Genomic DNA, 13,634 nt, shown 5'->3' on the forward strand with positions numbered 1-13,634 from the left:
TGACTGCGCTAGCGAGACCTCGGTAAGTACTGCTCAGGGTTAACCGAACTGCCTTGATAGCGTAATTCAAAGCGTAACCGAACATCGTCCGCATCTGAATCACCCATTGTAGCTATTTGTTGACCTGCTTCGACCCACTGCTGCTCGGTGACCATTAATTGGTCGTTGTGAGCATAGGCAGTAATGAAATCATCGTTATGTTTCAAAATGATTAAACGGCCGAATCCTCGTAATGCACTGCCAACATAAACTACCTTACCTGCTGCCGCTGCTGTCACCTGGTCGCCTTTAACTCCTGAGAAAATTATCCCGCTGGCGCCGGGTCTGTCGCTGCGAAACCTTTGGGTGATTCGACCTTGAGAAGGCCAGCGCCACTCAATGGCTCCGCTTTGAGAGTTGGTGCTTCCTGCAACAGCCGTTCTCGGCGGCTGTGTGGGAACGGTATTTTGTGAAACCGTTCTATTTTCACCATACTCTTGTACAGGTTTACTCACAACTGGGCGGCTTAGATCATTTTGATTCGAATCTTTACGTTCCTTAACACTATTTTGTTGGTTATTTATTCGATTTGGCTCATTCCTTACACTCGCCACCTGTTGGGGTGCGGCCTCTGGGGCAAGGCGCAGCATTTGTCCTGGAAAAATTTGGTAAGGTTCCTGAAGATTATTAAGACGTGCGATATCGCGTAAATCCATTTCCGCACGAAATGCAATTGAATACAAGGTATCGCCGCGTTGAACTTGGTAGCTTTGCGCACTTAAAGAGCCACGGGCAAAGTCGTGCACGGTGCGCCCACTGTATACCGCTTCAACGGGCGCAGGTTCAGACCGTTGTGCACAGGCGGCTAGCAGCACGACACTCACACCGCAACATAAAACCAGACGTGCCGGCTTCATTCCGTGTCTCCGGCAATCAACGGAACAAAGCGAACATCTTCAATATCACGATAGCTAAAGTCGTCGCCGTCACGCTGGATCACCAACAAACGGTGACGCCCTTCCCCTAATGGCAACACCATAATGCCTTGTTGGGGTGACAACTGAGTGAGTAAATCCTGCGGAATTTTTGCGGCAGCGGCGGTGACGATAATGCCATCAAAGGGGGCCTTTGACGCCCACCCCTGCCAACCGTCGCCAAGCTTAGTGCGCACGTGGTGTAAATCTAGTTTATTCAGTCGGCGTTTTGCTTGATATTGCAGTGCTGATATACGCTCGACACTGTACACTTCATCAACCAGCTGAGCCAACACCGCGGTTTGGTAACCTGAACCTGTGCCAATCTCCAGAACGCGGCGAGGTTGGTGGGTTAGCAACAAGCTGGTCATTTGCGCCACGATATAAGGCTGGGAAATGGTTTGCCCATTGCCAATCGGTAATGCGGTATTTTCATAGGCTTTATGCGCCAATGATTCTGGCATAAAGTTATGACGCGGCGTGCGCTCAATCACATCAAGCACTCGAGCATTGGTAATGCCCTGCTGCTGCAGTTGCTCGCGTAAACGCCTCGCCATACCGATAAAGTTAGCCAGCATTACAAATCTTGCTCCAACCAGTCTTGTACCTGACCCTGCTGCTTCACCGCAGCGGTCATATCGACGCTCAATGGCGTGATTGACACATAACCATCACGAATCGCGGCAAAATCTGTATCAGGACCATCGTCCTGATGTGCGCCGACGGGGCCATACCAAAACAGCTCACGCCCGCGTGGATCGGTCGCCCGTACCATGCCTTCAGCGCGATGACGACGACCAAGGCGGGTAATGCGCGTGCCTTTGAGCCCCGCATAACTACAATATGGCACGTTCACATTGAGTACAAAGTCAGGGCTTAGTGGTTTTTGTTGCAATCTCAGGATCAGTTCAGCGACCACCTTGGCAGCGGTTTCATAGTACTCGTGACCCGCCGCGCCCATCGACACCGCAATCGCTGGCAAGCCCATAAAGCGCCCTTCCGTCGCCGCTGCCACTGTGCCTGAATACAGCACGTCGTCGCCCATGTTTGGCGCATCGTTAATGCCCGAAACCACTAAATCTGGTAACTCAGCAATCGGTGAATTGGTACCTAAATGCACGCAATCTGTTGGTGTGCCATTGACACTAAAAAAGCCGTTCTCCAACTGCTCAACCCGTAAGGGCTCATGCAGCGTCAACGAATTACTGGCACCGCTACAATTGCGTTCTGGCGCTATCACGCGTACCTCAGCGATCTCGGCAAGGGCTTTATATAGCACTGCGATACCTGGGGCTCTGACGCCATCGTCATTACTCAGTAAAATTTTCATGCTTGCTCCATGCGCTTTACGTCGATTCAGTCTGCACTTGCACAATTTCACGCAGTACGCTTGTGGCAAACGCACCTGATGGCAATTCAAATGATAACGTTAAATCATCTCCCTGCCATGCCCAAGTTAGCCCTTCCACCGCTAATTGCAAGGCGCGTCGTTCTTGTTTTAGACCTGCCTTTTCAAGCCCTTCACACAACGTACTAAGGTTGGCAATCGCCGCCTGTTCGAACTCTGCCGCGTGTTGTTGCGCTAGCATGCGGCCGCGTCCCCAAAGTGGCGCCGATAGCTGCAAGTCGCCACTAGCTAAGCGCGCCTCAATGGCCTCACGACTATCCGCGTCATCCGCGTCAGGCTGCCAGCAGAAAAATGATTGTGTTCCACGCAGCATACATACATCACCGTCCAGCAAACGGGTAGCCAAGCCTTGGTTCAAACGCGCACTAACCACCTGATTGAATACGTATGAGCGTGCTGCCGACAATAAGATACTACGTAAATTGCGGTCTTTTACGCGCTTACCCGCAAACATCGCGCTCGCTCTATCGAGATTGCCGGCGCGATGGCCAAAACGCTGTTCACCAAAATAATTCGGAACGCCATGTTGCTGAACCTGAGTGAGCCGTGCTTCGACGTCGTCTTTGTCACTAACCACTCGCAGGCAAATCGTAAATTGGTTGGCAGCATGGGTGCCACGCTTTAATTTTCGTACACTGCGCACATGACGCAATATGCTCGCTTCGGGGTGGCTAAATTGCTGCCAATCCACCTCTTGGGTGGCCGGAAGTTCAACTGAAAACCATTGTTGGGTCACCGCATGACGGTCCTTTAACCCGCTAAAGCTAATTAGCTTCGGATGCACACCGGCAAAATTTGCCAGCTCACGCGCAACAAACTCCGTATTGGCGCCACGTTTTTCCACCCATAACCAATGATGCTGGCCTTTAGGTTCAAGCGTCGGCTCAAAGCCCAATACTTCAACCACGCCAAAATCTTCTGGTTGTTGCTTAAATTGCGCCGTTGCTTGAGGCGCTTGCTGTTGATACGCCCAATCCAGTGTCCAGCTAGTGGCGGTGCTGTCTACTTCACTCATTTACTGGCCCCTTGCACAGATTGACGGCTAAGTAACACTGTGGCCTGACATGCAATACCCTCTTCGCGCCCAGTAAAACCAAGCTTTTCAGTGGTGGTTGCCTTAACGCTAATATCACCCCTATCGACACTCAGTAAGCCGGCGATGCACTCGCGAATTGCAACATTATGCGGCTTCAATTTTGGCGCTTCCGCCATGACGGTGATATCCGCATTGACTAAGCGGTAGCCTTGCTGTTGCACACGCTGATACACAATCCGCAGCAATTCTTTGCTATCAGCACCCTGGTACTTCTCATCGGTGTCTGGGAATAGGTGTCCAATGTCGCCAAGGGCTAGAGCCCCCAACAATGCATCACATAACGCATGCAATAATACGTCGCCGTCTGAATGTGCAATTAAGCCATGCGCATGCTCTATCGCTATACCACCAAGATACACCGGGCCTTCGCCACCGAACTTATGTACATCAAAACCTTGTCCAATTCGAAACATCGTAGAATCCTGTGTTAGGTGAACACCACCGCTTTGCCTTGCAGCGCGCTCAAGAATAGCCGCAGCAACGGCTAAATCATCTGGGTGGGTAATTTTTATGTTACTGGCGGAACCTGAGACTACATACGGGTGACCACCGACCGCTTGCATCGCCGATGCTTCGTCAGTGATGGTTTGATTCGGCGTGGCACCTAATGCATCCAGTAAAGCACCGGCTGAGAACACTTGCGGGGTCTGGGCATGCCACAGCTGATCACGCTCAACGGTAGCAACAATTGCACCTTCGGTATTCGCGCGTTTCATCGTGTCCCGCACCGGACACGCCAAAATAGCCCCTTGCTGAGGACGTAGCAGGAAGGCATCCAGCAACTTGGACAAGTCGTCTGCGGCCAAACAAGGCCGCGCCGCATCATGTACCACCGCCACGAGCTGTTGCTCTGGCTGTGCCAAATGTTGGCATGCGAACGTCAGTGCCGCCGCCACCGATTCAGCGCGCGTGGCGCCACCTTGGACGCTGTGGATACGGGCTTGGACATTAAGTTCCAGGGACGAAAATTGGCTGTCTTCAGGATGTAACGCAACCACCACATGTTGAATGCGCGGATCCGCTAAAACAGCATGAATGCTATGCTCTATCACTAACTTGTCATGCAATGCTAAATACTGCTTAGCTACTTGAGTTTGCATGCGACTGCCAATTCCAGCGGCAGGCACAATAGCAACAAATTTCATTCCTTGTTGCGAGAATTCCGACATAATCACGTCACTGTTTTAATACGAAAAGATTAGGGGGCTTCGGGCTGCAATCGCACTAAGCGGAAAAATGTTTCATTCGGTTTGACCAAGCCCAGTTCATTGCGAGCTCGCTCTTCCACAGCCTCTTGGGCGTTACGCAAGTCCGTTATATCCGCCTGAAGTAGTTGATTACGCTGAGTCAGTTGTTTGTTTGTCGCTTGTTGGCGCTCGATATCCTGCTGCAAGCTACGCAGCTCCGACACGCCATTATCGCCACTCCATAGACGGAACTGTAGCGCGATTAATAAGCTTAAAACACATAGAGTTAGAAAGCGCATAAGCGACCTACCTTGATTGCAGTGGCAACACTTGGGTAAAACGTGGCCAATCGAGTGTCACTGCTAATAAAACTTCCCGTAAGCTTAAAGTACGCGGGGCTTTTCGTCCAGCAGCACTCCATTGATGGCCGCAACAGGCCGAGGTCATATGCTTAGGGGTAGGTTTTAATACACTCGCAGTTTGCAACTCCAGGGGCTCACCACTAAACGCGAACCAACCCAGACGATTTAAATGCAATGCAGGGCGATTGAACTGCACGCCGTCAATATCCAGACTATCAATACTGTCGAGCTCGACACGGATCAGCTTGTCTTGCTCAATCTGCACGGGTAAAACTAAGCCTAACTGAGCGTGGCGTCGCAGCCATGTTGCAGTTGCCTGAGCCCGCTTATCGGTTACGCAAACTGAATCAACGCCTGCTGGCGGCTTGGCGCTTTGTGTCGCTTGCCAACTGGCATTCTGGATATCGAGGTGAAGGGGTGATTGTGAGGGGCGGGTTAAACCTTTGGCGGCATGGCGCACATAGAATGTCAGACTACCCAGACGACGTTTAAGACGCTTGGCGTCGTCTGGGCCTGACCAGCATAATTGATGCAGCTCGCGTTCATACAACGCCAAACAAAGCTCAGCGAACTGCCCCGCTTGATTGTCATCTAAGAAATCGCTCTGCTGCATCAAATTCAACTCATACTATGCTTTGGCCTTTACTTCACTACGACCGTGATAAGGCGCTTGTTGGTTGCCTAACTCGCCTTCGATGCGCAGCAATTGATTGTACTTAGCAACCCGGTCTGAGCGGCACAAGCTACCGGTTTTGATTTGCCCAGCACAGGTACCCACCGCTAAATCTGCGATAGTCGCGTCTTCAGTTTCACCTGAACGGTGTGAAATCACCGCAGTAAAGCCCGCGTCCTGAGCCATGCGAATCGCATTCAAGGTTTCAGTCAAGCTACCAATTTGGTTGAACTTGATCAAAATTGAATTACCAATACCTTGGTCAATGCCGCGCTGCAAAATCTTCGTGTTCGTGACGAATAAGTCGTCACCGACTAATTGCACTTTGTCACCCAGTTTGTCAGTCAATACTTTCCAGCCGTCCCAATCACTTTCATCCAGACCATCTTCAATCGAGATAATAGGATAGCGCTCACACAAACCAGCTAAGTAATCTGCAAAGCCTGCAGCATCAAATGTTTTGCCTTCGCCTTTGAGGTCATACACACCGTCGTGGAAGAATTCTGAAGCCGCACAATCAAGGGCTAAAGTGACATCATCACCCATGCGGTAACCGGCATTATTGACAGCTTCCACTATTACTTGTAAGGCTTCTTCATTCGACGCTAAATTCGGTGCAAAGCCACCTTCGTCGCCCACGGCGGTGCTCAAGCCACGAGCACGTAATACCGCTTTTAGTGCATGAAAAATTTCAGCGCCCATACGCAGGCCTTCGCTGAAGTTTTTCGCGCCCACAGGCTGAACCATAAATTCTTGAATGTCGACATTGTTATCAGCATGCTCGCCGCCATTCAAAATATTCATCATCGGCAACGGCATACTGTATTTACCGCTTTGGCCATATAAATTCGCAATATGGGCATACAGTGGAATGCCTTGGCTGCTTGCTTCTGCTTTAGCTGCAGCTAGTGACACGGCCAAGATGGCATTCGCACCCAGCTTTTCTTTATTCTCAGTACCATCAAGCTTCAACATGACTTCATCTAGGGCTTGCTGATTGCTGGCGTCAACGCCTTGCAATGCGGTCGCAATCGCGCCATTGATATGCCCGACGGCATTTAATACGCCTTTACCTAAGTAACGGCCAGCGTCTTGATCGCGCAATTCTAATGCTTCACGGCTACCAGTTGAGGCGCCACTTGGTGCACAAGCGCGGCCCATGGCACCGCATTCTAAGTGTACATCGGCCTCAACTGTTGGATTACCGCGTGAATCCATCACTTCACGACCAATCACTTTTACAATTTTGCTCATGTCTTTGTCCTATCTTCTTTATTTATTACGTTGTTGTTTCTGATATTCGCCTGCCGCAGCAACAAAACCAGTAAACAGAGGATGACCATCACGTGGCGTCGAAGTGAATTCAGGGTGAAACTGAACCGCGATAAACCATGGGTGATTCGGAATTTCAATCGCTTCAACTAAACGTTTGTCATGAGATAAGCCAGATACCACAAGGCCTGACGCCTCTAGCTGCTCACGGTAATTGTTGTTGACTTCATAACGGTGGCGATGGCGCTCTTCAATCAATTCGCTGCCATACGCCGCAGCGATTTTACTGCCTGGCTGCAGGTGGCAAGCTTGTGTACCCAAACGCATGGTGCCGCCTAGGTCTGACCCAGCGTCACGCATTTCCGTTTGACCACTTTCAGACATCCACTCGGTAATTAAGCCAACCACAGGGTGCGGGCTGTCAGCGTCAAACTCAGTGCTGTTGGCATCTTCTAAGCCAGCCACATCGCGGGCATACTCAATTAACGCAATTTGCATGCCCAGGCAAATACCAAGGTATGGAATATTATGTTCACGCGCGTAACGGGCGGCCATAATTTTGCCTTCAATACCACGGCCGCCGAAGCCACCAGGGACTAAAATCGCGTCTACGCCGTCAAGTTTGCTCAGCCCTTTCGTCTCGATATCCTGAGAATCAATATAGCGAATGTGCACAGTTAAGCGGTTGTGCAAGCCTGCATGGCTTAAGGCTTCGTTGACCGACTTATACGCATCGGGCAACTCTACATATTTACCTACAAACCCAATGGTGACCTCACCGCTTGGGTTAGATTCTAAATACAGTACCCGCTCCCACTCCGCCAAGTCAGCTTCTTTGCACGCTAAGTCAAAGCGTTCAACCACCAGCTCATCAAGCCCTTGGGCTTTCAACATCGCCGGAATTTTATAGATGCTATCCACGTCTTTAAGCGAGATAACCGCGCGCTCTTGGACATTGGTAAACAATGCAATTTTGGCACGCTCGTTGGCTGGAATAGTGCGGTCAGAACGACAGATCAATACGTCTGGTTGAATACCAATACTACGCAGCTCTTTAACTGAATGCTGCGTCGGCTTGGTTTTCACCTCGCCAGCAGCACCTAAGAAAGGCACTAACGTTAAGTGAATAAATAAGGCGCGTTCGCGACCTATTTCAGTACCTAGCTGGCGAATCGCTTCTAAGAACGGTTGAGATTCAATGTCCCCGACGGTGCCACCGATTTCCACCAAGGCCACATCGTAACCTTCAGCACCTTCGATAACACGGCGTTTGATGTCGTTGGTAATATGCGGAATGACTTGAATCGTCGCGCCAAGAAAGTCACCCCGACGTTCGCGTCGCAGCACATCTTCGTAGACTCGGCCGGTGGTAAAGTTATTCTTGCGCGTCATCCGAGTGCGAATAAAGCGCTCGTAATGACCCAAATCAAGATCGGTTTCCGCACCATCAACGGTAACAAACACTTCACCATGCTGAATCGGGCTCATGGTGCCGGGGTCGACGTTAATGTACGGGTCGAGTTTAAGAATAGTGACTTTGAGGCCGCGGGCCTCCAGAATTGCTGCTAATGAAGCCGCCGCAATACCTTTTCCCAGCGAAGATACAACCCCGCCGGTGACGAAAATATATTTTGTTGCCATGCAAAACCTGTAGCGTCAGGGAATTTTAGGAAAAGTACTTCAGACGGGAAAATAGTATACCCGTTATACCGCTTGGCAACAATCACGATCGCTTCGCTAATTGCCATAATGTTTCAAGTTCTGCCAAGGTGTAGTCGTCAATACGCTCACCCAGGCCTTGAATATGCTGCTCAATAAAGCGAAAACGGCGACTGAATTTATGATTCGCCTGGCGTAATGCATTTTCGGGATTGACCTTCAGGTGCCGCGCTAGATTAACTACTGCGAACAGTAAATCGCCAATTTCCTCTGCGACTCGATCGGTATTCGGCTGCGCGTGCTGCAACTCTTGCTCAACCTCAAGCAGTTCCTCTCGCACCTTGGCGCACACATCATTTATGTTGTCCCAATCAAAACCTACACTGGCGCAGCGCTTTTGAATTTTAAGGGCTTGTAGCAAACTGGGTAGATTACTTGGAATATTGCTTAAAATACTGTCGTCTGGCGCTTTTGCTGCGCGCTCTTCGCGCTTGATCGCTTCCCATTGGGCTTTAATTTGCTCATCTGAGCTCACTTGAGCGTCGGCAAACACATGAGGATGACGGCGTACAAGCTTATCGCTGACCCCTTGGGCAATCTCATCGAAGCCAAACCAACCGCGTTCGCGCCCCAGTTGCGCATAAAATACCACCTGAAAGAGTAAGTCGCCCAGTTCATCCTGAATCTCATTGGGGTCGCCTTGCGCAATCGCATCCGCCACTTCATAGGCTTCCTCAATGGTGTGCGCCACTAAGGTATGGAAGTCTTGTTTAATGTCCCAAGGGCACCCCGTGGCTGGGTCGCGCAATTGGCGCATAATATCCAGCAAGCGTGTCAGTCCATTATATTCAGTCATATCAAAGCTCGTTAATGGCGCTGCACACTGTACACATCGCTTAATTGTCGCAAACGTTTCACCACGCGATCGAGCTCAGCATGGTCTTGCACCAACAGCGTCAAGGTTAAGGTCACTTGCGCGCTTGATTTATCGACCCGTGATTGCACATCGCCGACGTTCACTTTCTCGTTGGCAATCACAGTCGTGACTTCGTGCAACAAGCCGTTTCTATCCATCGCCTCAACCACAACGTTGGCGGCATAACGCTGTTGCTGCCGCCCTGACCATTGTACCTCGATGCCGCGCTGCGGCGCCTGTTGCAATAACTGCTGTAACTGTTCACACGACTTTTGATGCACCGATACGCCACGGCCTTGCGTCACATAGCCCATGATTGGGTCACCAGGCAAAGGTTGGCAACACTTGGCAAAACTCATCATCAAATTACCAATGCCTTCAACCTGAACATCGGTTTTTGGCAGATTCTGGCGCTTCTGTGCTGGTTTCTTCAGTACCTTTTTCAACGCTTGTTGTGCTTGCTCGCTTTCCACAACATCTGCTGGGCGTAAGTAATTCACGACCTGATGCAAACCAACGTCACCTGCACCAATTGCCGCCAGCAAATCATCTAAGCTGGTCATATTAAAGCGGCTGACCGCTTTATCCGCATCCGCCATACTAATTTTTTGCCGCGCGAGTTCAGCCTCAAGCTGCTCTTTACCTGCCAAAATATGCTTATCGCGATCTAAACGCTTAAAAAACACATGCACTTTGGAACGCGCCCGGCTCGAGCGCAAGTAACCCAACGCAGGATTCATCCAGTCGCGTCGCGGCGAGGGCTCTTTTTGGGTCAATATTTCAACCCGCTCACCATTTTGCAACTGGTACGTAAATGGCACGATGCGGCCATCTACTTTCGCGCCAATACAGCGATGCCCAACCTGGCTATGCACGTAGTAGGCGAAATCCAGTGGGGTTGAGCCCGCTGGCAAGTCAATCACGTCGCCCTTTGGCGTAAATACGTAGACACGATCTTCAAACACCTGACTGCGGATTTCTTGCACCAAGTCTTCGTTTTCGGCCATATCTTCATGCCAAGCTAACAGCTTACGTAGCCAAGCAATTTTTTCTTCGTAACTTTGCCCGCGCCCCCCGCTCGCGCCCTCTTTATACACCCAGTGCGCCGCGACGCCCATCTCGGCATCGTCATGCATTTGCTCGGAGCGTATTTGAATTTCGACGTTCTTATGTTCAGGGCCAATCACAACCGTATGAATCGACTGGTAGCCATTCGGTTTCGGGGTGGCGACGTAGTCATCAAATTCTGAGGCAAGGTGTCGCCAGCGGGTATGCACCACGCCCAGCGCGCCATAACAATCTTTTAAGGAATGGGTCACGATACGCACGGCACGAATATCGAAAAGTTCGTCGAAAAGCAGGCCTTTTTTGTGCATTTTGCGCCAAATGCTATAAATATGCTTTGGTCGGCCATACACTTTCGCATCCACGTTTTCCGCGTCTAAGTGAGCTTGCAAATCCGTAACGAACGAATCAATGTAAGCTTCACGCTGCAGTCTTTTCTCGTCAAGTTGCTGGGCAATTTGCTTATAAGTTTGCGGGTGCAAGTAACGAAATGCTAAGTCTTCAATTTCCCACTTTAACTGACCTATGCCTAAACGGTTGGCCAAAGGCGCATAGATTTCGCTACATTCTTTGGCAGCAAGTACACGCTCTTCTTCGTCGGCATTTTTTAGTAAGCGCAAATGACAAATGCGCTCGGCTAATTTAATCAGCACCGCACGCACGTCTTCGACCATCGCCAGCAACATGCGGCGCACGGTATCGATTTGCGCAGCATTGGGCTTACCGTGTTGAAAATGTTGCAGCTCGCTAATACTTTGCATTTGCTGCACGGTATGCACCATAGCTTGTAACTTATCGCCACCGTGGGCAACAAGCCATTCGTCATCAATTAAATGGATTTCATAGGCGGGTAAACAGAGAGCGGCTTGCAACGCCAATTTGTCTAAATTCAGCTGCGCGAGGATTTCGACCATCTCCTCACCTTTCACCAGCCAAGGCGGAGTTTGTGTCGCATCACTTTGGGTATGTGCCTGCAAAGCCTGTGCTAATTCACGCAGGCTCTCTCTTACCTTACTGCGGCCGACTACGTGCAACCAGCCATCTTGCTGTTGCACCCCCTTGTCGACATGCGTACTTCGAACCTGAACCATGACACCCCTTGCTATCCAGCTAACGCCCAGCCTAAAAATGGAAGATTATCGTTTTACAATGTGCGAAATCAGCCAGCAGAAGTCAATCAATTCGACGATAAAACTACATAGGCTATCGCGTAGTCTTTTTCATCGCTCATCGACACATGGTATTGCCGTGCGCCCAACAACCCGGCTTGAGCACGCGCTTCATCCAGCAGGGTTAAGAATGGCTGCCCCGCGGCATTACTTTCTATCACAATATGCTGAAACGAAACCTTACCAATGCCTGTACCCAGTGCTTTTGCAGCGGCTTCTTTAGCCGCCCAGCGCTTAGCAAGAAATGCCGCTGGGTTTGCATGACTTTGAAACCGCGGCATTTCGTGCGGCGTCAGCACCCGCTCTGCGAACCGCGGGTTGCGCTCAAGCACGTCGCGAATGCGAACAATACTGACAATATCGGTGCCTATTCCAATCACGCTCATCGTGAATGACTTAATTGCGAGCGTGGTTAAGAACGGCCTTCATTTCCCTGACCGCTTGATCTAAACCGGTAAATACAGCCCGCGCAATAATCGCATGGCCAATATTCAGCTCATACAGCTCCGGAATAGCCGCAATATCCGTGGTGTTGTGATAATGCAAACCATGCCCTGCGTTGACCACAAGGTTCAAGGCTTTGGCTTCGCGCGCCGCCTTTTGAATACCACGTAACGCTTGCTTCTGGGCCTCACCCTGTTGCTCGGCATAGTGGCCTGTGTGCAACTCAACTAATGGCGCACCCACTTCGCGTGCGGCTTCAAGCTGGCGAATATCCGGGTCAACAAACAGGCTAACCTGAATGCCCGCTTCCGCCAAACGTGCCACTGCATCACGCGTACGTGATATCTGGCCCGCAACATCAAGGCCACCTTCAGTTGTTAATTCAGCGCGCTTTTCTGGCACTAAACAAACGTACGTAGGCTTGGTTCGACACGCGATTTTGATCATCTCGTCGGTCATCGCCATTTCTAAGTTCATTCGAGTTTGCAAGGTCTCGGCCAACAACTCGACGTCACGGTCGGTAATATGGCGGCGATCTTCACGCAAATGAATGGTGATACCGTCTGCCCCGGCCTGCTCGGCAATGGCCGCCGCTTGCACAGGTTCAGGGTAAGCGACACCGCGCGCATTACGCAATGTAGCAATATGATCAATGTTCACGCCAAGTAACGGGGCTCGCATGCTAACTCCTTCGATTATATGTAGTTTCACTTTGCTGACGCTGACACTATGCCTACGTCATTAGCGCGTGAATAGCTCACGACTGCGCAATGGCTTATTACCAAGATAAGGGGCTAACGCCGCACGCATTAACCATTTAAATTGACGCAACAAATCGGCATCGTGCAATTGAAACTGTGCCATTTTCACAATATCAGCCCCGCGGTAGTGCGGGGTCGGCTCGCGTCCGCTAGCAAGGGGATAAAAGCCTTCACCAGCAACAAAGAAATAATAACTGTCAGGCTCGATAGCTTGGCCATGACTTAATTCAACCTGCCAGTCAAAATCTAGCTCTAGATGCTGTAGCAGTGACCACTCAAAACGACGCAGTACCGGCTGCATCGCCACCTGCTGACGTAATAATTGCAAAGTATGCTGGTAATCATCGAATAGCGCGGGTATCGCCGCTTGTTCAGGCACTAGGCGCTGCAGCAATTCATTGATATAAAAACCGCAGTAGACATACTCGCCTACTAGGGGCGCTGGAAAGCTTGTGCTTTCAACTGCGGTCAGAGTTTTTAACTCACCTTGCCCACGCCAGCTTAATTGAATCGGGGTAAAGGGCTGTAGACATGCATTCTGCCCTTTTTTGCTGGCGCGCGCCCCCCGGGCTACTACCCGCAAGCGTCCAAATTCTTGACTAAATACGTCTACTATCAGGCTGCTTTCCTGATACGGCCAACGATGCAGTACGTAAGCCGGATGCACCT

14 protein-coding genes and 1 pseudogene are annotated in these 13,634 nt (G+C 50.7%); all 15 read right to left on the bottom strand.

The window, feature by feature from the left end; all coding sequences use genetic code 11:
- Window positions 1-8: 8 nt before the first annotated feature.
- Entirely contained in the window at window positions 9-896 is an 888-nt protein-coding gene (locus tag CWE07_RS00420) for a peptidoglycan DD-metalloendopeptidase family protein (RefSeq protein ID WP_111567960.1), read from the bottom strand.
- Complete coding sequence (locus tag CWE07_RS00425) at window positions 893-1,531, bottom strand: protein-L-isoaspartate(D-aspartate) O-methyltransferase (RefSeq protein ID WP_111567961.1); 639 nt, start codon at window positions 1,529-1,531, stop codon at window positions 893-895. Before CWE07_RS00425 ends, CWE07_RS00420 begins: the two co-directional genes overlap by 4 nt.
- Window positions 1,531-2,283 (bottom strand): 5'/3'-nucleotidase SurE, encoded by a 753-nt coding sequence (gene surE / locus CWE07_RS00430; RefSeq protein ID WP_111567962.1) that lies wholly within the window; start codon window positions 2,281-2,283, stop codon window positions 1,531-1,533. The genes CWE07_RS00425 and surE overlap by 1 nt, the downstream gene beginning before the upstream one ends.
- A gap of 16 nt (window positions 2,284-2,299) precedes the next feature.
- A complete protein-coding gene (gene truD / locus CWE07_RS00435; protein WP_111567963.1) occupies window positions 2,300-3,376 on the bottom strand; it encodes a tRNA pseudouridine(13) synthase TruD in 1,077 nt (358 codons plus the stop codon).
- Window positions 3,373-3,870, bottom strand: coding sequence for a 2-C-methyl-D-erythritol 2,4-cyclodiphosphate synthase (gene ispF / locus CWE07_RS14350; protein ID WP_198679872.1), 498 nt, complete (start codon window positions 3,868-3,870; stop codon window positions 3,373-3,375). The genes truD and ispF overlap by 4 nt, the downstream gene beginning before the upstream one ends.
- Before the next feature lie 57 nt (window positions 3,871-3,927).
- Window positions 3,928-4,626, bottom strand: a pseudogene (gene ispD / locus CWE07_RS14355) (2-C-methyl-D-erythritol 4-phosphate cytidylyltransferase); the annotation flags it as partial.
- Window positions 4,627-4,655: 29 nt separating this feature from the next.
- Window positions 4,656-4,943, bottom strand: coding sequence for a cell division protein FtsB (ftsB, locus tag CWE07_RS00445; protein ID WP_111567965.1), 288 nt, complete (start codon window positions 4,941-4,943; stop codon window positions 4,656-4,658).
- Window positions 4,944-4,950: 7 nt separating this feature from the next.
- On the bottom strand, window positions 4,951-5,619 hold the full coding sequence (locus CWE07_RS00450) for a hypothetical protein (protein WP_111567966.1): 669 nt from the start codon (window positions 5,617-5,619) through the stop codon (window positions 4,951-4,953).
- Window positions 5,620-5,634: 15 nt separating this feature from the next.
- Window positions 5,635-6,933, bottom strand: coding sequence for a phosphopyruvate hydratase (gene eno / locus CWE07_RS00455; protein WP_111567967.1), 1,299 nt, complete (start codon window positions 6,931-6,933; stop codon window positions 5,635-5,637).
- 18 nt (window positions 6,934-6,951) lie between these two features.
- On the bottom strand, window positions 6,952-8,592 hold the full coding sequence (locus CWE07_RS00460) for a CTP synthase (RefSeq protein ID WP_111567968.1): 1,641 nt from the start codon (window positions 8,590-8,592) through the stop codon (window positions 6,952-6,954).
- Between the two features lie 82 nt (window positions 8,593-8,674).
- The gene (gene mazG / locus CWE07_RS00465) at window positions 8,675-9,466 is read right to left on the bottom strand and encodes a nucleoside triphosphate pyrophosphohydrolase (RefSeq protein WP_111567969.1); all 792 of its coding nucleotides are present in this window, start codon (window positions 9,464-9,466) and stop codon (window positions 8,675-8,677) included.
- Window positions 9,467-9,477: 11 nt separating this feature from the next.
- Window positions 9,478-11,682, bottom strand: coding sequence for a GTP diphosphokinase (relA, locus tag CWE07_RS00470; protein WP_111567970.1), 2,205 nt, complete (start codon window positions 11,680-11,682; stop codon window positions 9,478-9,480).
- A gap of 86 nt (window positions 11,683-11,768) precedes the next feature.
- Window positions 11,769-12,146 carry a holo-ACP synthase gene (gene acpS / locus CWE07_RS00475; protein WP_111567971.1) on the bottom strand — a complete coding sequence of 126 codons (378 nt, stop codon included), beginning with the start codon at window positions 12,144-12,146 and terminating at the stop codon, window positions 11,769-11,771.
- 10 nt (window positions 12,147-12,156) lie between these two features.
- Window positions 12,157-12,885: a pyridoxine 5'-phosphate synthase gene (gene pdxJ, locus CWE07_RS00480; protein WP_111567972.1), complete on the bottom strand. Its 729-nt coding sequence runs from the start codon at window positions 12,883-12,885 to the stop codon at window positions 12,157-12,159.
- 60 nt (window positions 12,886-12,945) lie between these two features.
- On the bottom strand, window positions 12,946-13,632 hold the full coding sequence (gene recO / locus CWE07_RS00485; RefSeq protein ID WP_111567973.1) for a DNA repair protein RecO: 687 nt from the start codon (window positions 13,630-13,632) through the stop codon (window positions 12,946-12,948).
- Window positions 13,633-13,634 lie beyond the last annotated feature (2 nt).

Origin of the sequence: Aliidiomarina maris (assembly GCF_003987335.1) — a bacterium.
GTDB classification, from domain to species: Bacteria; Pseudomonadota; Gammaproteobacteria; order Enterobacterales; family Alteromonadaceae; genus Aliidiomarina; species Aliidiomarina maris.

Bases quoted from the DNA above. Each gene is read 5' to 3' on its own strand.
- relA (WP_111567970.1), bottom strand. From the start codon at position 11,682: ATGGTTCAGGTTCGAAGTACGCATGTCGACAAGGGGGTGCAACAGCAA.
- acpS (WP_111567971.1), bottom strand. From the start codon at position 12,146: ATGAGCGTGATTGGAATAGGCACCGATATTGTCAGTATTGTTCGCATT.
- CWE07_RS00425 (WP_111567961.1), bottom strand. From the start codon at position 1,531: ATGCTGGCTAACTTTATCGGTATGGCGAGGCGTTTACGCGAGCAACTG.
- pdxJ (WP_111567972.1), bottom strand. From the start codon at position 12,885: ATGCGAGCCCCGTTACTTGGCGTGAACATTGATCATATTGCTACATTG.
- mazG (WP_111567969.1), bottom strand. From the start codon at position 9,466: ATGACTGAATATAATGGACTGACACGCTTGCTGGATATTATGCGCCAA.
- ftsB (WP_111567965.1), bottom strand. From the start codon at position 4,943: ATGCGCTTTCTAACTCTATGTGTTTTAAGCTTATTAATCGCGCTACAG.
- CWE07_RS00460 (WP_111567968.1), bottom strand. From the start codon at position 8,592: ATGGCAACAAAATATATTTTCGTCACCGGCGGGGTTGTATCTTCGCTG.
- surE (WP_111567962.1), bottom strand. From the start codon at position 2,283: ATGAAAATTTTACTGAGTAATGACGATGGCGTCAGAGCCCCAGGTATC.
- ispF (WP_198679872.1), bottom strand. From the start codon at position 3,870: ATGTTTCGAATTGGACAAGGTTTTGATGTACATAAGTTCGGTGGCGAA.
- truD (WP_111567963.1), bottom strand. From the start codon at position 3,376: ATGAGTGAAGTAGACAGCACCGCCACTAGCTGGACACTGGATTGGGCG.
- eno (WP_111567967.1), bottom strand. From the start codon at position 6,933: ATGAGCAAAATTGTAAAAGTGATTGGTCGTGAAGTGATGGATTCACGC.
- CWE07_RS00450 (WP_111567966.1), bottom strand. From the start codon at position 5,619: ATGCAGCAGAGCGATTTCTTAGATGACAATCAAGCGGGGCAGTTCGCT.
- CWE07_RS00420 (WP_111567960.1), bottom strand. From the start codon at position 896: ATGAAGCCGGCACGTCTGGTTTTATGTTGCGGTGTGAGTGTCGTGCTG.